This is a genomic window from Mycobacterium sp. NTMscope_Eco_3 (genome assembly GCF_976985685.1).
In genome coordinates this window covers 1810148-1829502 of the sequence record NZ_CDRJYZ010000001.1, presented here as the reverse complement: position 1 = coordinate 1829502, position 19355 = coordinate 1810148, and the positions used below count along the sequence as shown (strand labels likewise).

Here is a 19355-nt window from a genome sequence, read left to right as displayed (position 1 = left end):
CAAAGGTGGACCACATCGACCGGGGGGACCGTGGTGGCTTCGTACACCGTCGAACGGTGCTGAAGTTCCCGCTGCTAGTGGCAGGAGGCATCGTTTTGGCCCGCACACCGCACGCGTCCGCGCAGCCGCCTCGCACCTCGCCGCAGGCAAGCCGGTGGTCGCCCGAGCGGGCCAACCGCTGGTATCAGGCGCAAGCCTGGCCGGTGGGCGCGAACTACATCACGTCCAACGCCATCAACCAGCTGGAGATGTTCCAGGCCGATACCTTCGATCCCCGGCGCATCGACACCGAATTGGGTTGGGCCCAAACAAATGGATTCAACGCGGTGCGGGTCTTTTTGCACGATCTGCTCTGGGCGCAGGACCACCGAGGGTTCCAGGGCCGTCTCGCGCGGTTCGTCGACATCGCGGCCCGCCACGACATCAAACCCCTGTTCGTCCTGTTTGATTCGTGTTGGGATCCGTTCCCCAAGCCGGGCCCGCAGCCCGCGCCCCGGCCCGGCATCCACAACTCCGGCTGGGTGCAGAGCCCGGGCGCCGCGCGCCTCGATGACCGCGGCTACGTCCGCACCCTGCGCGGCTACGTCACCGGAGTCCTGACCCAATTCCGCAATGACGACCGCATTTTGGGCTGGGACCTGTGGAACGAGCCGGACAATCCGGCGGACACCTACGCCTCGGTGGAACGCAAAGACAAGGTCGACCTGGTCGCCAACCTGCTCCCCCAGGTGTTCGAGTGGGCGCGGTCGGTCGATCCCCGCCAGCCGCTGACGAGCGGCGTGTGGCACGGCGAGTGGGCCGACCCGGCGCGCCGCAGCGTCATCGCCGGGATCCAGCTCGACAACTCCGATGTCATCACCTTCCACTGCTACGGCGAGCCGGCGGCGTTCGAGAGGCGCATCGCCGAGCTCGTCCCGCTGGGGCGCCCGATCCTATGCACCGAGTACATGGCCCGGCCGCTGGGCAGCACGGTGCAAAACATCCTGCCGATCGCGAAGCGCGCCAACGTCGGCGCATTCAACTGGGGATTCGTCGCCGGGAAAACGCAGACGTACTTTCCCTGGGACTCCTGGGACCACCCGAACCCGGATCCGGCGATGCCGCAGGAATGGTTTCACGACTTGCTGGGACCCGACGGACGGCCGTTCCGCGACACCGAGATTCAGACGATCCTCGAGTTGAGCGACCTGGCAATGCATCTGCGGCCGCCGCCGGCCAGCTGACCGGAAGGCTTCAGCGGCACCGATTCTGGAAGTCGGTCAGCGGCTGGCGGATGCCCTCGAGGTCGGCGTGGGTCTGCGGGTTGGCATCCATGTACTGCTTCAACTGATCGCGCATGTCGCTGCGCGGTTGGCCCTTCAAGCTGGTGAAGTAGTCGTTGACGTCCGGGTGCGTGAACAGGTACGCCGACGTGGCCGCGGCGACGCCCGACGAGACCTGGGCCAGATCGGCGGCCGTGCAATTGGGTTGCGACGTGGGCGCCGGCTCCGGATCGTCCATCGGCACGTCCGCGGCGGCCGAACCGGCTGTCGCGAAAAGCATTGCCACACTGGCCGCGCAGGCCGCCATTCCGCCGGCAACGGCCCGGGCTGCCGGGCGAACACAAGACCCCATGCAAACGCTCCTTCGTCGACCACCGCACAAGGCGAGCGGTATTCGTATCGCAAACCATAAGGGGTTTGCGCGCCGCGCACGCGCGAATCAGGCGCCAAACAAATGCAGGCCCGCGGTAGGGTCGGGCCGTGGCGGAAGTCCTTCAGACCCAGGTTTGTGTTGCCGGTGGGGGCCCCGCCGGCCTCGTTCACGCGCTCCTGCTCGCCCGCGCCGGGGTCCGGGTTGTCGTCTTGGAGAAGCACAATGACTTCCTGCGCGACTTCCGCGGCGACACGGTGCATCCCAGCACCCTGCGGATCATGGACGAGCTTGGGCTCGTCGATGAGCTCCTGCGCCTGCCGCACACCAAAATCGACCGTGTCGCGTTCGACACCGACGGCACGATTCGCACCTTCGGCAACTTCGGTGTGCTCAAGCGGTTGGGCTTCAAACAGCCGTATATCGCGTTGATGCCGCAGTGGGATTTCCTCGACTTCCTCGCCGAAAAGGCCTCTGCCTACCCGGAATTCACGCTGATCCGCAACGCGGAAGTCAAAGACCTGATCTTCGACGGCGATCGCGTGATCGGGGCGCGCACACCCGACCTGGAGGTCCGCGCCGACCTGGTCGTCGGCGCGGACGGGCGCAAATCCGCGGTCCGGGCCGCGGCCGGGCTGCAGACCGCTGCGGCGCACTCCCCGATGGACGTGTTGTGGTTTCGGCTCAACTGGCGCCCCGGCGATCCGCAGGAGCTGTACGGGGTGGCCCGCAAGGGCTTCACCATGGCGTTGATCTACCGGGGCGACTATTGGCAGATCGCGTATCTGATGCCGAAGGGGTCCGACCCCCGCGACGGGTCGCTGGAGGCGTTCAAAGAGCGCGTCGTGGCGGCGCGGCCACAGCTACGCGAACACGTCGACGACCTTCGTTCCTGGGACCAGACCAGTCAACTCGACGTGCGGGTGGACCGGCTCGAGACGTGGTGGCGCACCGGCCTGCTGTGCATCGGCGACGCCGCCCACGCCATGTCGCCGATCGGCGGCGTCGGGATCAACCTCGCCGTCGCCGACGCGGTGGCGGCGGCCAACATCCTGAGCGTCCCACTGAGCAACGGACGGCTGCGCGACACCGACCTCGCCAAGGTGCAGCGCCGGCGGGAGCTGCCCGCCCGGGTCATCCAGGCGATCCAGGTGTTCGCCCAGGATCGGGTGATCGCGCCCAATTTGAACGGTGGTGACCTGTCACCTATCCCGATCCCCGCGATCGTGGGTCGGGGCCCGCTGCGATCCATCCCGCCGATCGCCTTCGGGCGGGGCCTTCGCCCCGAACACGTCCGCACCCCGAACGTGCACACGGCCTAACGCTTTCCGGCCCCGCCGCCCCAGCGATATTCACATTCTCGGCCCGCCCGCCGCGCTGTGACGGCACAATGCACTGAGGGGTCGGAAGGAGAGTGCAGATGAACCGCCGCCGCGGGCTTGCCGCACTGCTGGTGTTCTCGGGCGTGGTGTCCGTCCCCGCAATCCTTACCGCGGTGCCCTCCGCCGATCGGGTCGAGGCGACCGTGTGCGTGGGCGCGGGCCGACGCGTCTCGGTGAGTGGCTGCACCAACATCGCTGACAACATCGCCCGCTATGCCCCGCCGCCCGCGGCCTATGCGCCGCTGCCGGAGGACGACACGTCGGCTCCTCCCCCTCCTCCGCCGCCGCCATAGCGCCGTCACCGCGGTGTGGCAGGCTATGGGTCTCATCCCCCACCGTCCACCGCGTTCAAGGCCGCGGCGACGCGCCGTCAACGGAGCGAAAGATGCCTGCACAAACGCCGCAGACCTCGCGTCACCTGGAGGTAGAGCGCAAGTTCGACGTCGTCGAGTCCACCGTGTCCCCGTCGTTCGAAGGGATCGCCGCGGTCGCCCACGTCGAGAAGTCGCCGACGCAAACCCTGGATGCGACGTACTTCGACACGCCCGCACATGACCTCGCGCGCAACAAGATCACCCTGCGCCGCCGCACCGGTGGCTCCGACGCGGGGTGGCACCTCAAGCTGCCGGCCGGGCCCGACGCGCGCACCGAGGTCCGCGCGCCGCTGGACGCATCCGGCCCCGACGGGAACAACGCCGTGCCCACCGAGTTGACGGACGTCGTGCTGGCGATCGTCCGCGACCGGCCGCTGCAGCCGGTCGCGCGCATCACCACCGAGCGCGAGAGCCAGGTGTTGTACGACGCCGCGGGCGTCGCGCTGGCCGAGTTCAGCAACGACCACGTCACCGCATGGTCGACGCGGGGCTCCGATGACAGCGCCGGAGCCGCCGCCGATGAAACCGGTGCGCCGCCCACCGAGCTGGAGTGGCGGGAGTGGGAATTGGAGCTGCTCGAAGCGGGCGGTCAATCCAACGGGGCGGCCGGCACCGAGCTGCTGAACCGGTTGAGCAACCGGCTGCTGGACGCCGGTGCCGCGCCGGCCGGGCACGGCTCCAAGCTGGCGCGGGTGCTCGGCACCCCGCCACCGCCCGACGGCGCGCAGCCGTCCGAGGATCCGTTGCAGCGCGCCATCGCCGAGCAGGTCCGCGAGCTGCTGGTGTGGGATCGCGCCGTGCGCGCCGACGCGTATGACTCCATCCACCAGATGCGGGTGACCACCCGCAAGCTGCGCAGCCTGCTGCGTGATTACCAGGATTCGTTCGGGTTGCCCGAGGAGGGATGGGTGCTGGACGAGTTGCGTGAGCTCGCCGGGATCTTGGGGATGGCGCGCGACGCCGAGGTGCTCGCCGAGCGATACGAGCGTGACTTGGACGGGCTCGCACCGGAATTGGTGCGCGGTCCGGTGCGCGAACGCCTGGTCGGGGGCGCCCAGCGTCGCTACCAGACCGGGCTGCGCCGGTCGTTGATCGCGATGCGCTCGCAGCGTTACTTCCGGTTGCTCGACTCCCTGGAGACGATTGCTGCCCAAACCCCCGTCGCCGCCGCGGCCGAGGAACAGGCCCCGGTGACCATCGACGCCGCCTACAAGAAGGTCCGCAAGGCAGCGAAGGCCGCCGCCCGGGCCGCGCGGGAGCAGCCCGGCGACCACCACCACCGCGACGAAGCGATACACCGAATCCGCAAGCGCGCCAAGCGTCTTCGGTACACCGCGGCCGCCACCGGCGCGGCGAAGGTGTCCGAGCAGGCCAAGGCCGTGCAGTCGCTGCTCGGCGATCATCAAGACAGCGTGGTCAGCCGTGAACACCTGCGCCAGGAGGCGGAGATCGCCCACGCCGCCGGCGAAGACACTTTCACGTACGGGCTGCTGTATCAGCGGGAGGCCGACTTGGCGCAGCGGTGCCGCCGCGAACTCGACGGCACCCTACGCAAACTCGCCAAAGCGGTGCGCAAGGCGGGCCACTAACCCGGTCGCGAGACTGCAACTACCGACGCCCCCACTCGGCGAACGGGTCGCTGGTTGCAGTTTCGCGGAGGCTGAAGGCGGACGAGTTGGCCTGTAAGCCGGATTCTGTTCCCCACCGCCGCGCGTGAGCAACGGCGGTGCGGCGGCGACCATCCATCTGGACACACCGTCACCGGGTGCCTCGAGCGGCCTACCCGCAGGCTCGGGCGAGCAACCCTCGAACGCCTGCGCGGCCGCACCAGCGGTGCGGCCTTCTTGGCCTTGCTTCGGGTGGGGTTTGCCGAGCCACCCCGGTCACCCGGGATGCTGGTGCGCTCTTACCGCACCGTTTCACCCTTACCACCGCGAGGGTGGCGGTCTGTTTTCTGTGGCACTTTCCCGCGAGTCACCTCGGATTGCCGTTAGCAATCACCCTGCTCTGTGAAGTCCGGACTTTCCTCGAACCGCCTTGCGACGGCCCGCGGCCGCCCGGCCAACTCGTCCGCGACGATAAACGGTACCCGCTGCGCGGGGCCGGGGCCAGCAACCGTTTACCGTGGAGCCGGGTCACGAATCGGAAGGACGCGGATGTCCCGGTGGAAAAGGCGTGTCGATTCAGGCGATTGGGAGGCTATCGCCGCCGCGGTCGACGAGTACGGCGGGGCGCTGCTACCGCGACTGGTCACGCCCAGCGAGGCGGCGCGGCTGCGCAAGCTCTACGCCGACGACGCCCTGTTCCGTTCCACGATCGACATGGCGCCCAAGCGCTATGGGTCCGGGCAGTACCGCTATTTCCACGCGCCCTACCCCGAACCGATCGAGGATCTCAAACAGGCGCTGTATCCCCGGCTGCTGCCGATCGCCCGCGATTGGTGGGGCAGGCTGGGCCGGGACGCACCCTGGCCGGACCGCCTCGACGACTGGCTGGCGGCCTGCCACGCCGCCGGCCAGACCCGGTCCACGGCCCTGATGCTGAAATACGGTGCGGGCGACTGGAATGCGCTGCACCGGGACCTCTACGGGGACTTGGTGTTCCCCTTGCAGGTGGTGATCAACCTCAGCGACCCGGCCACCGATTACACCGGCGGTGAATTTTTGCTGGTCGAGCAGCGACTGCGGGCTCAATCCCGGGGCACCGCAACGCAATTGCCGCAGGGGCACGGCTACGTCTTCACCACCCGGGAGCGGCCGGTGCCCTCGGCCCGCGGCTGGTCCGCGGCGCCGGTGCGCCATGGTGTGTCCGTGGTTCGCACCGGGCAGCGCTACGCGATGGGGCTGATCTTTCACGACGCGGCGTGAGGATCATTCGTCTCGTCGCAACGCGATCACGTGGTCGGGCACCCTGGCCGTTTCCCCGTTGACGGTCATCTCGCGCTCGACGGAGTCGGCCCGTAACCGAGTCCAGGCGGTCGAATCCAGCCGTAACGAGGCGATCACCTCCTCGATGCCGAGGAAGGAGTGATCGTGGTGCTGCGCCCACGGCGGCACCGCCCCGTGGTCGACGATCAACAGCACGCCACCGGGATTCACGCGGCCGGCGGCGTTCCGTAACACGTTTTCCCGGTCGAGGCGGGCCGGCGAATGAAAATACTGGGCAGAGATCAGGTCGAACATCCCTTGCGGGAAGCTCTCGTTGAGGTTGTGCCGCTGAAATTCGATGTGGGCGGCCATATTCCGCGCCGATGCGGCCGCGCGGGCGCGTTGCAGCGCGGTGTCCGAGACGTCGACGGCCACCACCTGCCACCCGCGGTCGGCGAGCCACAGCGCGTCGGCTCCCTCTCCGCAGCCCAGGTCGAGTGCTCGGCCCGGCGCCAGGTCGGCGGCCACCTCCGCGAGCCGGGGGTTGACCCGTCCGCTCCACACCCGCTCGAGTGACCGGTAGCGCTCTTCCCAGAACTGCTGGGCGTCATCGGGTTTGCAAGAACTGTCCATACCGCGAGCTTGCCCATTCCGCCAGGAGTTGCCAAGCTGAATTGCCATGCAGGCAAAAACCGACCCCGACATCGACCTCCTGGTGCGGCGGAGGCTGCGGGAGCTGCGCGTGCAGCGGGGCATGACGCTGCAGGAGGTCGGCGAGAAGGCGGGCATCGACGTCTCGACGCTCAGCCGGCTCGAGTCCGGCAAACGCCGCCTGGCGCTGGATCATCTGCCGCGGCTGGCCCGGGCTCTCTCGGTGAGCACCGACGAGTTGCTGCAGACCTCGTCACCGCCGGACCCGCGGGTGCGCGGCGCGGCGCACACCCACCACGGCGTCACCTACTGGCCGCTGACCCGCCAGGGTCCCGCCGGCGGCCTGCACGCGTTCAAGGTTCGCGTCAGCGCCCGGCGGCGCAACCCGCCCGCCGACCTGCCCGTGCATGAGGGGCAGGACTGGATGTACGTGCTTTCCGGCCGGATGCGGCTCATCCTCGGCGACCGCGACTTCACCATCGACCCGGGCCAGGCCGTCGAATTCTCGACGTGGACGCCGCACTGGTTCGGCGTGGTGGACGGGCCGGTGGAGGCCATCGTGATTTTCGGCCCGCACGGCGAGCGGCTGCACCTGCACAGCTGACCGGTACGGCGTTAGCGTGGAGCGATGGACCGGGGCTCGGAATACCGCGTGGCACCGCCGCACAGCGCGCCGGGCGTGACGTCGATGGTCGGATACCGGACCTTCGATGTTCCCGAGACCGTGCACCGCGGCATGCCGTCCTCGATGTTGACGTTCATCGTCAGCCTCGACGACGGGGTGGAAGCCGGCGACACCGCCGACGCACTGGCCGTCGCGCGCCCCAACCCGTTGCTGCTGAGCGGGCTGCACGTGCAGGCCAGCCACGTGCGGCAGCGCCGCGGCCAGGCGGGCGTGCAGCTGGCGGTGCATCCTCTCGCATCACGCGCGCTGTTCGGCGTGCCGAGCGCCGAGCTTCCCGTGACCGACTACGACGCGACCGCCGTGCTGGATCGCGGCGGCCTGGAATTGCATGATCGCGTGACCGAGGCGCACGGCTGGCCGGACGCGTTCGCCGTGGTGGCCCGCTACCTCATCGAGGCGCGGCGGCGCCGCGAGAGCGCGACCGTGCGTCCCGAGGTCGCGTATGCCTGGCACCTGCTGGAGCGCAGCCGGGGCCGGATACCGGTGGCCGCCGTGGCGGAGACGGTCGGCGTGACCACCCGGCACCTGACGACGCTGTTCGGCCAGGAGGTCGGCCGCTCGCCCAAGACGGTGGCGATGCTGATGCGGTTCCAGCACGCGACGGCGCGCATCGCGGCGTCGGCGCGCCGGTACGGACGCGTCGGCCTCGCGGGGATCGCGGCCGCCACCGGGTACAGCGACCAGGCGCACCTGACCCGCGAATTCGTCCGGTTCGTCGGTGTGCCGCCGCGGCGGTGGCTGGCCGATGAGTTCCGAAACATTCAAGACGGCGGCCACTCGTTCGGCGCACAGTGGGACCATGACCGCTTCGAATCCGACCGTCTGGTTGACATTGCAGGCCCATGACGCACCCAAGCTGATCGATTACTACGTCGAGACATTCGGCTTCGTCCTCGCGGCCCGCTACGGCCAGGGCGAGACCGTCGATCACGCGCAACTGAACTGGCCGCACGGCAGCGGAGGGATCATGCTGGGCACCCACAAGCCCGACGCGCAGTGGTGCCGCGAACCGGGCACCGCCGGCGGCTACGTCGTCACCGCCGATCCCGACGCGCTCTACGAACGGGTGCTGCAGCATAAGGCCGAGGTGGTGCGGCCGCTGGCCGAAACCGACTACGGCGCACGCGAATTCACCGTCCGCGATCCCGAAGGCAACCTGTGGTCCTTCGGCGACTACGGCGGCGCGTCGCCCTCAGCCGGCTAGATACGCCGTCTGGTTCACCAACCGCACCGAAGAGGCTCCGTCGGAATAGAATTCGGCGATGCTCAGCGACGCCAGGTCGAGGTGCAGCCGGTACAAGATGCCGGGCCCGGCGTCCAGCGCCTCCCGCAGCAACATTTTGATCGGCGTCACGTGGGACACCACCAGCACCGTCGTGCCGTGATGTGCGGCGAGGATGCGGTCACGGATGCTCGACACCCGGTCGAGCACCGCGTCGAAGCTCTCGCCGCCCGGCGGGGCGGTGCTGGTGTCGCGCAGCCAACGACGGTGCAGTTCGGGGTCGCGCTCCGCGGCCTCGCCGAACGTCAACCCCTCCCAGGCCCCGAAGTCGGTCTCGATCAGGTCGTCGTCGACCGTCACATCAAGTCCCAGGGCCTTGGCGGCCGCCGCCGCGGTGTCGTACGCCCGTTGCAGCGGGGAGGCGAAGACCGCCGAAATCCCGCCGCGCTGGGCCAGATACCGCGCCGCCGCGTCGGCCTGCCACCGCCCCACTTCGGTGAGCGCCGGGTTGCCGCGGCCCGAATAGCGGCGCTGCACCGACAGCTCCGTCTGCCCGTGGCGCAGCAACAGCAGGCGGGTGGGGGTGCCGCGCGCGCCGGTCCAGCCGGGCGCCGCCGGAGCCGGTGCCGGTGCCGGTGCCGCCGTCGGCGCCGGTGCCGCAACGGTTTTCGCCGCGTCGGCGCCGGGGGGCTCGGGTGTGCCGGCCGGCTCGGACTTTGCCGCCGCACCGTTGGCCTCGGCCGCAGCGTCCATCGCCTCGTTGGCCAACCGATCGGCGTGCGAATTGCGCTCCCGCGGAATCCACGAGTAGCTGATCGTGTCGAACCGCGCCGCCAGGCGTCGGGCCTGGGCGTTGAGTTCGATCAGGTCGGGGTGCTTGACCTTCCACCGCCCGGACATCTGTTCCACCAGCAGCTTGGAATCCAGGTACACCGCGGCCTCGGTGGCGCCGAGCTTCAGGGCGTCGTCCAAACCGGCTATCAGGCCGCGGTATTCGGCGACGTTGTTGGTTGCCCGGCCGATGGCCTGCTTGTTCTCGGCCAGCACGCTCGCGCGGTCCTCGGTCCACACCACGGCGCCGTACCCGGCCGGCCCGGGGTTTCCGCGTGATCCGCCGTCGGCTTCGATGACAACCTTCACTGGTCGAACCCCTTGACCCGCAGCAGGATCGCGCCGCATTCCGGGCAGCGCACCACATCGTCCTCGGCGGCCGCCGAGATGCGGGACAGTTCGCCGCGGTCGATCTCGATCCGGCAGGCCCCGCACCGCTTGCCCAGCAGCTGCCCGGCGCCCGGCCCTCCCCCGGCGCGCTGCCGTTCGTACAGGGCGGACAGGGCGGGGTCCAGTGCGGCGTTCAGCGAGTCGCGTCGCGACGAATGAAGCTCGCGGGCTTCGGCGATTTCGGTGAGCGCGGCGTCGAGGGCCTGCTTCGCGTCGGCGATGTCGGCCTCCAGAGTCTCGACGGCACGCTGCTCGGCGTCCAGCTGGGCCTGCAGCTCCTCGCGACGTTCCATCACCTCCAGCAGGGAATCTTCCAGGCTGGTCTGGCGACGCTGCAAGGTCTCGAGCTCGTGCTGAAGGTCCGCGAGTTGTTTGGCGTCGGTCGCCCCCGACTGCAGCAGCGCCCGGTCACGATCCTCGCGCTGGCGCACCGAATCGATCTCCGATTCGAGACGTTTGACGTGAGCGTCGATGTCTTCCAGGGCAATCCGCACCGCGCCCTGCCGGTCGCCGGCGGCATCGTATTCCTCCTGCAGCCGCCGGCACGCCTCTTGCTCCGGCAGATGCGCGGCCCGGTGCGTGATACGGGACAGCTCGGCATCCAGTTTCGACAACTCGAGCAGCGAACGTTGCTGTGCTACTTCGGCTTTCATGACCCTTCTCCCCCGGACTCGTTGTCACCGTGCTCGACATTCCAAGGGTCGGTGCGAATCGAGCTCACTCGCACCGGAAGCTCCGCACCGAAACGTGACCGCAGCAGGCCGGCGGCCTGTTCACACCATGGGAATTCACTTGCCCAATGTGCCACATCGATCAGGGCGACATCGGAGGCGCGACGATGCTCGTCGGCCGGGTGGTGCCGCAGATCGGCGGTGACGTAGGCCTGCACCCCGGCGCCGGCCGCGGCGGCCAGCAGCGAATCGCCGGCGCCGCCGCAGACGGCGACCCGCGACACCGGCATCTCGGGATCACCCGCCGCCCGCACCCCCCACGATGTCCGCGGCAGCGCGGAGCGCACGCGGGAGACGAAGTCGCGCAACGGTTCCGGGCGGGCCAGCGTGCCGATGCGGCCCAGCCCGGCGTCGCTGGGCGGCGGGACCATCGCGAAGATGTCGAACGCGGGCTCCTCGTAGGGATGGGCGGCGCGCATGGCCGCCAGCACCGGCCCCCGGGCCCGCGCGGGCGCGACGACCTCGAACCGGTCCTCGGGGACCCGCTCGACGTTGCCGACGCTGCCGACGGCGGGCGCGGCGCCGTCGTGCGGCAGGAACTGCCCGATACCGGTGACGCTCCAGCTGCAATGCGAGTAGTCGCCGATGTGACCGGCCCCTGCCTCAAACACCGCCGCCTGCACCGCTTCTGCGTTCTCCTTGGGCACGTAGATGACCCACTTGTCGAGGCCGGGCGCGCCGGTCGCCGGCTCCAGCGGGGCCTCGACACGGAGCCCGAGGGCGGCGGCCAGCGCATCGGACACACCCGGGCTAGCCGAGTCGGCGTTGGTGTGCGCGGTGAACAGCGAACGCCCGGTCCGGATCAGCCGGTGCACGAGCGCGCCCTTGGGCGTGCTGGCCGCCACGGTGTCCACCCCCCGCAACAGCAGCGGGTGGTGGGCCAGCAGCAGGCTCGCGTCGGGGACTTCGTCGACGACCGCGGGCGTCGCGTCGACCGCGACGGTCACCGACTCCAGCACGTCGCCGGGGTCACCGCACACCAGGCCGACCGAATCCCACGATTCGGCGAGCCGCGGCGGGTAGGCCTCGTCGAGCACCGCGATGACATCGGCCAGCGTCACGCTCACCGGCACACCTCCGAAATCGCCTGCACCAGCAGCGGCCACTCCGGGCGCACCGCGGCCCGCAGGTACCGCTCGTCCAGGCCGACGAACGTATCACAGCGACGGATGGCAATTCCCCTGTCGTGCAGTCGATTTCGCAATCGAACGGCCTCCTGCGCGCGAAACAGCACGAATGGGGCCCGGCCGTCGACCACCTCGGCGCCCACCGACGCCAGCCCGGCCACCATCTCGGCGCGCAGCTGGCCCAGTCGCGCCGCCCCGGCCGCCGCGTCGGCAACGGCCTGCGGACCGCAACACGCCGCGATGGCCGTCAGTTGCAGCGTGCCCACCGGCCAGTGCGCCCGCGCTGCGGTCAGGCGCGCCAACACCTCCGGTGACCCCAGCGCGTAGCCCACCCGCAGTCCGGCCAGCGCCCACGTCTTGGTCAGGCTGCGCAGCACCAGCACGTCGGGCACCGCGTCACCGGCGAGCGACTCCGGCTCGCCTGGGATCGAGTCGGCGAAGGCCTCGTCGACCACCAGGATCCGGCCGGGCCGGCGCAACGCGAGTAGCTCCTCGCGGCGATGCAGCACCGAGGTGGGATTGGTGGGATTGCCCACGACGACCAGGTCAGCGTCCTCGGGGACGGCCGCACCCGCGAGGCCGAAGGGCGGCCGCAGCACCACGTGGTGCACCGGAACCCCGGCGGCGGTCAGCGCGGCCGCCGGCTCGGTGAACGCCGGCGCGATGATCGCCGCCCGCGCCGGGCGCAGGTTGCCCAGCAGGGCGAACCCCTCGGCCGCCCCGGCCAGCGGCAGCACCTCCTCGCGGGCCCGGCCGTGCCGTGCGCCGGCCGCGTCCTGCGCCGCGTGGACGTCGTCGCTGCTGGGGTAGCGCGCCAGGTCGGGCAGCCGCGCGGCCAGCCGTCGCAGCAGCCATTCCGGCGGTTGGCCGTGACGGACGTTGACGGCGAAATCCAGCATCCCGGGCGCGACGGCCTGATCACCGTGATAGCGCGCCGCAGGCGGGCTCAGGTTCAGACTCGCCATCCGTGAAACACTAGTGCGCCGCGCGGGCGGGCCGGACGAACACCGGCAACACCGTCGCACCCGCCCGCGCCCATCGAGGACAATGGTGAGGTGACAGGCACAACGTCCACCGATCGCCAAGCCCCAGGGGCGCAGCTGGTGATCTTCGATCTCGACGGCACGCTGACTGACTCCGCGGAGGGCATCGTGGCCAGCTTCCTGCATGCGCTCAACCACATCGGCGCCCCGGTGCCCCCCGGCGACCTCGTCGCCCAGATCGTGGGCCCGCCGATGGACGACACCTTCCGGTCGATGGAGCTCGGCGACGACGCCGAGGAGGCGATCGCGGCCTTCCGCGCCGAGTACGGCGCCCGGGGGTGGGCGATGAACGCGCTCTTCGACGGCATCGAGGCGCTGCTGGTCGACCTGCGCGCCGCCGGCGTCCGGCTGGCCGTGGCCACCTCGAAGCTGGAACCCACCGCGCGGCGCATCCTCGCCCACTTCGGGCTCGACCAGCATTTCGAAGTCATCGCCGGGGCGAGCCCCGACGGCTCCCGCAAAGCCAAGGTCGAGGTGCTCGCCCATGCGCTTTCGCAGCTGGAGCCGCTGCCCGAACGGGTGCTGATGGTCGGTGACCGCAGCCACGACGTGCACGGCGCGGCCGCGCACGGCATCGACACCGTGGTGGTCGGCTGGGGTTACGGCAAGGCGGACACGTTCAGCGGGGTGACGCACGCCGCGACCATCGACGAGCTGCGGAGGGCCCTGGGTGTCTGAGCGCGAGCCGCTGCACGTCACGTTCGTGTGCACCGGCAACATCTGCCGATCGGTGATGGCCGAGAAGATGTTCGCCGACCAACTGCGCCGCCGGGGTCTGGCGGACGCGGTGCGGGTGAGCAGCGCCGGAACCGGCAACTGGCACGTCGGCGAGTGCGCCGACGAGCGGGCCGCCGGCGTGCTGCGTGCCCACGGCTACCCGACCGAGCACCACGCCGCGCAGGTCGACGCCGAGCACCTGGCGGCCGATCTCGTGGTGGCCCTGGACCGCAACCACGCCCGGATGCTGCGGCACCTGGGCGCCGACGAGGACCGCGTCAAGATGCTGCGGTCTTTCGATCCGCGCACCGGCGCGCACACCCCCGACGTCGATGACCCCTACTACGGCGACGCAAGCGACTTCGAACGCGTCTACGCCGTCATCGAGGCCGCGCTGCCCGGCCTGCATGACTGGGTCGACGAACGCCTCGCGCAGAACGGGTCGGGGTGATGCGCAGGCTGGCGTTCGTGCTGCGCCCCGGCTGGATCGTGCTGGCACTGGTGGTCATCGCGTTCGCCTATCTGTGCTTCACGGTGCTCGCGCCGTGGCAGCTGGGAAAGCACAGCAGGACCTCGCAGGAGAACCACCAGATCGAGCACTCCCTGAACACCGCGCCCGTCCCGGTGAAATCCCTGCTGCCGCAGCAGAACTCGGCGGCCCCCGGGCAGCAGTGGCGTCAGGTCACCGCGACCGGCCATTACCTGCCCAACGTCCAGGTGCTGGCCCGGTTGCGGGTGATCGATTCCAAACCGGCGTTCGAGGTGCTCGCGCCCTTCGTCGTCGACGGCGGACCCACGGTGCTGGTCGACCGCGGTTACGTGCGCCCGTTGGAGGGATCTCGTGTTCCGCCCATCCCCCGCCCGCCGGCCGAGACGGTGACCATCACGGCGCGGCTGCGCAACTCAGAGCCCGCCGCCGCGGGCAAGGATCCGTTCGTGGGAGGCGGTGTGCAGCAGGTGTATTCGATCGACACCAGTCAGGTCGCGGTGCTGACCAAGGTCCCGCTGGCCGGGCCCTATCTGCAGTTGGTCGACGGTCAGCCCGGTGGGCTCGGGGTGGTCGGTGTGCCGCAGCTGGATGCCGGCCCGTTCCTGTCCTACGGCATCCAGTGGATCGCGTTCGGGATCCTCGCCCCGATCGGGCTGGGCTACTTCGCGTATTCCGAGATCCGGGCCCGCCGCCAGGAAAAGCAGCAGGGCCCCTCATCGGAGGCGGAGCCGGCGGAACAGGCGCCGCGGACGGTGGAGGACAAACTCGCCGACCGTTACGGCCGCCGCCGGTAACCGGCCAGCACCCCGGCCACGAGCGTGGCGCCCGCTTGCACCAGCGACGACAGCGTGACCGCCCGTCGCAGGTCGGCCACCGTGGGCTCCCGGCCGTCGCCGAGCGTGGGCCGGATCTGCAGCTCGTGGCGGTATTGGGTGGGCCCGCCCAGGCGCACACCCAGCGCCCCCGCGAACGCCGCCTCGACGACACCGGCGTTGGGGCTGGGATGGCGGCCGGCGTCGCGCCGCCACGCCCGCGCCGCGCCCGACGGTGAGCCGCCGACCAGCGGCGCCAACGCCACCGCCAGCGACGCGGTCACCCGCGCGGCCAGGTAGTTGGCGACGTCGTCCAATCTGGCTGCGGCCCAGCCGAATCGGAGGTAGCGCGGCGAGCGGTAGCCGACCATGGAGTCCAGGGTGTTGATGCCGCGGTACGCCAGCACCGCGGGCACGCCGCCGGCGGCCGCGTAGAGCAGCGGCGCCACCTGGGCGTCGGAGGTGTTCTCGGCGACCGATTCCAGCGACGCCCGGGTCAGGCCCGCACCGTCCAGCGACGCGGGGTCGCGCCCGCACAGCGACGGCAGCAGCGCGCGGGCGCCCTCGATGTCGCCGCGCTCCAGCAGCTCCGACATGGCCAGCCCGGTGCGCGCCAACGACGTTCCCCCTAGGCAGGCCCAGGTGGCCGCGGCGGTCATCGCGATCGAGCACGGCCGGCCGCCGCGCCCCGCGGCCCGTTGCGCCGCCGCGCCGAGCAGGCCCAGCGACCCGATCAGCACGCCCACGTGGACGGCGCCGGCGCTCCTGCTCTCGCGGTAGGTCAGGTTCTCCCACGCGGCGGCGGCCCGGCCGAACGCGGCGACGGGGTGGCCCCGGCGCGGGTCGCCCAGCGCGCGGTCGGCCAGGTAGCCGACCAGCACGCCGGCCAGGCGGGTGCGCGTCGCAAACACCTCGGCAGCGTCTCACACCGGAATTCACGAGCCCCATGAGGCATCGGCGAGAAAGCGAGGGTCGTGTCGCTTTGCCTGTGGGACAGGCGATCCCGGGAACGCCGGAGCCGCCGGCCCGTCGAGGGCTAGAGTCGACACCATGGCTTTCCCAGCGCTCAACCACGTCGCGGTCACGGTGCGTGATATCGAGGTCAGCGGCCCGTGGTACCGCAACCTGTTCGGCGCCGACCCGGTTCTCGACGAGCACACCGACGCCGGCTTCCGGCATCTGGTGTGGATGCTTGACGGCGGCACGGTCTTCGGCATTCATCAGCACGATCGCCGGGCGCCCGACGAACGATTCGACGAACTGCGGGTGGGCCTGGACCACGTCGGCTTCGGCTGCCCCGGCCGCGCCAAGCTGGAGAACTGGGTCACCCGGCTGGGCGAACTGGGCATCGACCACGGCGGCATCGTGGATGCGCCCTACGGCTCGGGGCTGAGTTTCCGCGACCCCGACGGCATCGCGCTGGAGTTCTTCGCCCCGTCCGGGACCTAAGCCCCGCCGGACCTAAGCCCCGCCGGACCTAAGCCCGCCCGAGTGTGCATTTCACGACGCGCTCTCGGCGTGTCGCGTCGTGAAATGCACACTCGCGAAAGGCAAGTCAGCGCACGGTCGCGAAGAACGCACGGAGATCCTCAACGAACAGCTCCGGTTCCTCGAACGCCGCGAAATGCCCGCCGCGCGGCATGTCGGTCCAGTGGGTGATGTTGTAGACCGGCTCGCACCAGCTGCGCGGCGCCTTGAGCAGTTCGCCGGGGAAAGCCGCGACGCCCGTGGGCAATTCGACGCGATCGCCCCTACCCCAGACCGCGAAGCTCTCCCAGTACAGGCGGGCCGAGGACGCGGCCGTGTTGGTCACCCAGTAGACCATCACGTTGTCGAGCAGCTCGTCGCGGCTCACCGCGTTCTCGGGATGCCCGTCGCAATCCGCCCAGTCCCAGAACTTTTCGACGATCCACGCCAGCTGGCCCACCGGCGAATCGGCCAGCCCGTAGCCCAGCGTTTGCGGCCGGGTCGACTGCTGCTTGGAATACCCGGTGCCCCATTTGCGGTGATTGGCCAACCCGGCCATCGCTCGTTGCTCTTCCTCGGTGGGGTTCGACAGCGCTTCCTTGGTGGGTCTACCGACCGGCATGTTCAGGTGAATGGCCGCGCAGTGGCCCCGATTGCGGCCGATCTGGGTGGTGACCGCGGCGCCCCAGTCGCCGCCCTGGGCGCCGTAGCGGTCGTAGCCAAGGCGCAGCATCAGCGTTTCCCACGCCTCGGCGATCTTCTCCACGCCCCACCCCGCGCCGGTGGGTTTACCGGAGAACCCGTAGCCCGGCAGCGACGGACAGACGACGTGGAAGGCGTCCTCGGCGCGTCCCGATGCGGGGTTGGTCAGCGGCTCGATCACCTTGTGAAACTCGACGATCGAGCCCGGCCAGCCGTGGGTGATCACCAACGGGAAGGCGTCGGCGTGCGGCGAGCGCTGGTGGATGAAATGGATGTCGAGCCCGTCGATCTCGGTGATGAACTGGTCGAAGCGATTGAGCCCCGCCTCCCGCGCCCGCCAGTCGTAGTCGTTGGCCCAATAGTCGGCCAGCTCGCGGGTGTAGGCCAGCGGCATGCCCTGGCTCCAGTCGTCGACGCATTCGGCCTCGGGCCAACGGGTTCGGGCCAGCCGCGCGCGCAGATCGTCGAGAACCTCGTCGGAAACATCGATGCGGAACGGTTTCACGCGTTTCATAGTGCCGCCTTGCCCGCCAGGCCGTTCAGGGGCCTCGCCCGAACACACCAGCGACGGCTACAGAAACGCCCGGTTGCCGTACCGGTCCAGCGAAACGAGTTCTCCGACCGGCCGACGCGTGGTGGGACCGTACTTGCCGATCGGCCAGCCCAAGGGAATCACCGCGCACGGAATCACATTGCGCGGCAAACCCAAGGCGCGCCTTGCCAATAGCGTGCTCCACAGCGGCATGGTGATCAACGCCGCACCCAACCCGGCGGCGCGTGCCGCCAGCAACAGGTTCTGAATCGCGGGATAGATGGATCCGTAGGCGCTGCTCGCACCTATTGGGGGCCAGGGCGCAACGACACCCTTCAGGCATGCCACCACGACCACGGGGATGTCGTCGAAGTGGTCCGCCTGCCATCGCACAGCTTTCAATACCCGCAGCATCTTGTCGTCCCCGCGGCGCTGCAGGGTTCGCCGGTAGATGGGACCGAAGGCGCTCATGGCGGTGCGATTCAAGCGACCGAGCTTCGCGACTACCTCACGGTCCTTGACGACGATGAACTCCCAGTTCTGCGCGTTGGAACCGGTCGGCGCCTTCATCGCCAGTTCGAGCAGATGCAGCACGAGCGAGTCGTCGACGGGATCGGACTTGAGGCGACGGATCGCGCGCTGGGTCCGCATCGCCTCTTCAAGAGGCATGTTCAGGGGTCCTTGTTGGGTCATGACGATGATTCAACACGGCCGGGCCACTGACAGTCGCCCGCGCGCCCCGGTGCGCCGAGCGCGCACCGGCACGCGAGGATGTGAGCATGGATCCCAGGCTGACCGCGCGGGTGGAGCACTCTCGGCCGATCCCGTTGCTCGTCTGGGAATTCGGGGAGCCCCGGCTGTGCATCTCGTCGGGCCCGCTCGGCGGCGGCGTCGGCACCCGCGACTGGTTGGTCAACGCGACGGTCCCCCTGGATTACGACCGGACGGACCCGGACCGCCACCTGACCGAGATCGGCGCCGCGCTCGGGCTTGTCGGCGCCGGCTGCGGGCTGCTCACCGCGGTCGACGTGACCCACCACCACCGCGCCGCCGACGGCGGCGTGCACGCGACCGCGACCGTCGGGCTCTCCAGCCCGGCCTGGGCGGCCGCCCCCGACCGGCACTTCCGCCGGGAGGTGCCGGCCGGCCTGCGCACGACGGCGTTCACCGACTACGAGATCGTCGAGTACCGGCCGCTCACCGACGGCGACGGCTACCGGGTGGGGACCATCAACATCGTGGTCGCGGTGCCGGTGCGGCTGTCCGGGGCGGCCCTGGTCAACGCGGTGGCCACCGCCACGGAGGCCAAGACGCAGGCGTTGCACGAGGCCGGGGTGCGCGCCACCGGAACGGCGTCGGACGCGGTCGTCGTGCACTGCCCGACGGACGGGGCCGAGGAGACCTACGGCGGGCCGCGCTCGGTGTTCGGCGCCCGGATCGCCCGAGCGGTGCACGCCGCGGTGCTCGCCGGCGCCAGGTCCTGGATATCGGGGCCCGAACACCCCGAGGGCCGCTCGCGAGCGTAACGGCACGGCGAAATCCGGGGCCAAAAATCGCAGCCAGGTTACACTCGCGAGCCGCCAAAATTGGTGGGCGCGGACGGTATCGAACCGCCGACCGCTGGTGTGTAAAACCAGAGCTCTACCACTGAGCTACGCGCCCGTTGCTGCGGGCAGGCTACCCGCCCGCCGACCAAGTCC

Annotated in this window: 22 protein-coding genes, 1 tRNA gene and 1 other RNA gene; 13 read left to right on the top strand and 11 right to left on the bottom strand. The window is 70.1% G+C overall.

What is annotated here, in order from left to right; genetic code table 11:
• Positions 1–14 precede the first annotated feature (14 nt).
• Positions 15–1223 (top strand): glycoside hydrolase 5 family protein, encoded by a 1209-nt coding sequence (locus AC0KTM_RS08480; RefSeq protein ID WP_238958037.1) that lies wholly within the window; start codon positions 15–17, stop codon positions 1221–1223.
• Between the two features lie 10 nt (positions 1224–1233).
• Here the strand turns inward: AC0KTM_RS08480 and AC0KTM_RS08475 are convergent, their stop codons facing one another.
• Positions 1234–1614, bottom strand: a complete 381-nt coding sequence (locus AC0KTM_RS08475; RefSeq protein WP_425326373.1) for a heme-binding protein — start codon at positions 1612–1614, stop codon at positions 1234–1236.
• A 128-nt stretch (positions 1615–1742) separates the two neighbouring features.
• Between AC0KTM_RS08475 and AC0KTM_RS08470 the strand changes: the two genes are divergently transcribed.
• The 3 genes from AC0KTM_RS08470 (at position 1743) to AC0KTM_RS08460 (ending at position 4977) form a co-directional block, all read left to right on the top strand.
• The gene (locus AC0KTM_RS08470; protein WP_238957853.1) at positions 1743–2954 is read left to right on the top strand and encodes an FAD-dependent oxidoreductase; all 1212 of its coding nucleotides are present in this window, start codon (positions 1743–1745) and stop codon (positions 2952–2954) included.
• Between the two features lie 98 nt (positions 2955–3052).
• Entirely contained in the window at positions 3053–3307 is a 255-nt protein-coding gene (locus AC0KTM_RS08465; protein WP_225329029.1) for a hypothetical protein, read from the top strand.
• 92 nt (positions 3308–3399) lie between these two features.
• The gene (locus AC0KTM_RS08460; protein ID WP_238957852.1) at positions 3400–4977 is read left to right on the top strand and encodes a CYTH and CHAD domain-containing protein; all 1578 of its coding nucleotides are present in this window, start codon (positions 3400–3402) and stop codon (positions 4975–4977) included.
• Between the two features lie 78 nt (positions 4978–5055).
• On the opposite strand, the gene rnpB is transcribed toward AC0KTM_RS08460, so the two are convergent.
• An RNA gene (gene rnpB, locus AC0KTM_RS08455) (RNase P RNA component class A) lies at positions 5056–5457 on the bottom strand.
• An 87-nt stretch (positions 5458–5544) separates the two neighbouring features.
• On the opposite strand from rnpB, the gene AC0KTM_RS08450 reads away from it, so the two are divergent.
• Entirely contained in the window at positions 5545–6255 is a 711-nt protein-coding gene (locus AC0KTM_RS08450) for a 2OG-Fe(II) oxygenase (RefSeq protein WP_225329027.1), read from the top strand.
• A gap of 3 nt (positions 6256–6258) precedes the next feature.
• On the opposite strand, the gene AC0KTM_RS08445 is transcribed toward AC0KTM_RS08450, so the two are convergent.
• Positions 6259–6888: a class I SAM-dependent methyltransferase gene (locus tag AC0KTM_RS08445; protein WP_238957851.1), complete on the bottom strand. Its 630-nt coding sequence runs from the start codon at positions 6886–6888 to the stop codon at positions 6259–6261.
• 46 nt (positions 6889–6934) lie between these two features.
• Between AC0KTM_RS08445 and AC0KTM_RS08440 the strand changes: the two genes are divergently transcribed.
• The 3 genes from AC0KTM_RS08440 to AC0KTM_RS08430 all read left to right on the top strand — a co-directional run bounded on the left by AC0KTM_RS08440 (position 6935) and on the right by AC0KTM_RS08430 (position 8795).
• Positions 6935–7510 (top strand): helix-turn-helix domain-containing protein, encoded by a 576-nt coding sequence (locus AC0KTM_RS08440; protein WP_472415431.1) that lies wholly within the window; start codon positions 6935–6937, stop codon positions 7508–7510.
• Between the two features lie 84 nt (positions 7511–7594).
• Entirely contained in the window at positions 7595–8437 is an 843-nt protein-coding gene (locus AC0KTM_RS08435) for a helix-turn-helix domain-containing protein (RefSeq protein ID WP_472417424.1), read from the top strand.
• Complete coding sequence (locus AC0KTM_RS08430) at positions 8391–8795, top strand: VOC family protein (protein WP_238957849.1); 405 nt, start codon at positions 8391–8393, stop codon at positions 8793–8795. Before AC0KTM_RS08435 ends, AC0KTM_RS08430 begins: the two co-directional genes overlap by 47 nt.
• On the opposite strand, the gene AC0KTM_RS08425 is transcribed toward AC0KTM_RS08430, so the two are convergent.
• The 4 genes from AC0KTM_RS08425 to cobC are packed head-to-tail and all read right to left on the bottom strand — an operon-like array spanning position 8784 to position 12857.
• Positions 8784–9953, bottom strand: a complete 1170-nt coding sequence (locus tag AC0KTM_RS08425; protein WP_472415430.1) for a bifunctional RNase H/acid phosphatase — start codon at positions 9951–9953, stop codon at positions 8784–8786. The genes AC0KTM_RS08430 and AC0KTM_RS08425 overlap by 12 nt on opposite strands.
• Entirely contained in the window at positions 9950–10687 is a 738-nt protein-coding gene (locus AC0KTM_RS08420; RefSeq protein WP_472415429.1) for a zinc ribbon domain-containing protein, read from the bottom strand. The genes AC0KTM_RS08425 and AC0KTM_RS08420 overlap by 4 nt, the downstream gene beginning before the upstream one ends.
• A complete protein-coding gene (locus AC0KTM_RS08415) occupies positions 10684–11832 on the bottom strand; it encodes a Nif3-like dinuclear metal center hexameric protein (protein ID WP_238957848.1) in 1149 nt (382 codons plus the stop codon). Before AC0KTM_RS08415 ends, AC0KTM_RS08420 begins: the two co-directional genes overlap by 4 nt.
• Positions 11829–12857, bottom strand: coding sequence for an Rv2231c family pyridoxal phosphate-dependent protein CobC (cobC, locus tag AC0KTM_RS08410; protein WP_472415428.1), 1029 nt, complete (start codon positions 12855–12857; stop codon positions 11829–11831). Before cobC ends, AC0KTM_RS08415 begins: the two co-directional genes overlap by 4 nt.
• 90 nt (positions 12858–12947) lie before the next feature.
• Here cobC and AC0KTM_RS08405 point away from each other — a divergent pair, with 90 nt between their 5' ends.
• The 3 genes from AC0KTM_RS08405 to AC0KTM_RS08395 are packed head-to-tail and all read left to right on the top strand — an operon-like array spanning position 12948 to position 14936.
• The gene (locus tag AC0KTM_RS08405) at positions 12948–13613 is read left to right on the top strand and encodes an HAD-IA family hydrolase (RefSeq protein ID WP_225329019.1); all 666 of its coding nucleotides are present in this window, start codon (positions 12948–12950) and stop codon (positions 13611–13613) included.
• Complete coding sequence (locus tag AC0KTM_RS08400) at positions 13606–14103, top strand: low molecular weight protein-tyrosine-phosphatase (protein WP_225329018.1); 498 nt, start codon at positions 13606–13608, stop codon at positions 14101–14103. The genes AC0KTM_RS08405 and AC0KTM_RS08400 overlap by 8 nt, the downstream gene beginning before the upstream one ends.
• A complete protein-coding gene (locus AC0KTM_RS08395) occupies positions 14103–14936 on the top strand; it encodes an SURF1 family cytochrome oxidase biogenesis protein (protein ID WP_225329017.1) in 834 nt (277 codons plus the stop codon). Before AC0KTM_RS08400 ends, AC0KTM_RS08395 begins: the two co-directional genes overlap by 1 nt.
• Here the strand turns inward: AC0KTM_RS08395 and AC0KTM_RS08390 are convergent.
• Positions 14918–15865 (bottom strand): cobalamin biosynthesis protein, encoded by a 948-nt coding sequence (locus AC0KTM_RS08390; protein ID WP_238957846.1) that lies wholly within the window; start codon positions 15863–15865, stop codon positions 14918–14920. The two genes, AC0KTM_RS08395 and AC0KTM_RS08390, sit on opposite strands and share 19 nt — an antisense overlap.
• A gap of 139 nt (positions 15866–16004) precedes the next feature.
• Between AC0KTM_RS08390 and AC0KTM_RS08385 the strand changes: the two genes are divergently transcribed.
• The gene (locus AC0KTM_RS08385) at positions 16005–16403 is read left to right on the top strand and encodes a VOC family protein (protein WP_472415427.1); all 399 of its coding nucleotides are present in this window, start codon (positions 16005–16007) and stop codon (positions 16401–16403) included.
• Positions 16404–16509: 106 nt separating this feature from the next.
• Here AC0KTM_RS08385 and AC0KTM_RS08380 read toward each other — a convergent pair whose 3' ends face one another.
• Positions 16510–17637: an epoxide hydrolase family protein gene (locus tag AC0KTM_RS08380; protein ID WP_472415426.1), complete on the bottom strand. Its 1128-nt coding sequence runs from the start codon at positions 17635–17637 to the stop codon at positions 16510–16512.
• Between the two features lie 57 nt (positions 17638–17694).
• Positions 17695–18324 (bottom strand): nitroreductase family protein, encoded by a 630-nt coding sequence (locus AC0KTM_RS08375; RefSeq protein WP_472415425.1) that lies wholly within the window; start codon positions 18322–18324, stop codon positions 17695–17697.
• Positions 18325–18458: 134 nt separating this feature from the next.
• On the opposite strand from AC0KTM_RS08375, the gene AC0KTM_RS08370 reads away from it, so the two are divergent.
• Positions 18459–19181 carry an adenosylcobinamide amidohydrolase gene (locus tag AC0KTM_RS08370; RefSeq protein ID WP_472417422.1) on the top strand — a complete coding sequence of 241 codons (723 nt, stop codon included), beginning with the start codon at positions 18459–18461 and terminating at the stop codon, positions 19179–19181.
• Positions 19182–19242: 61 nt separating this feature from the next.
• On the opposite strand, the gene AC0KTM_RS08365 is transcribed toward AC0KTM_RS08370, so the two are convergent.
• Positions 19243–19317, bottom strand: a tRNA-Val gene (locus tag AC0KTM_RS08365).
• Between the last annotated feature and the right edge of the window lie 38 nt (positions 19318–19355).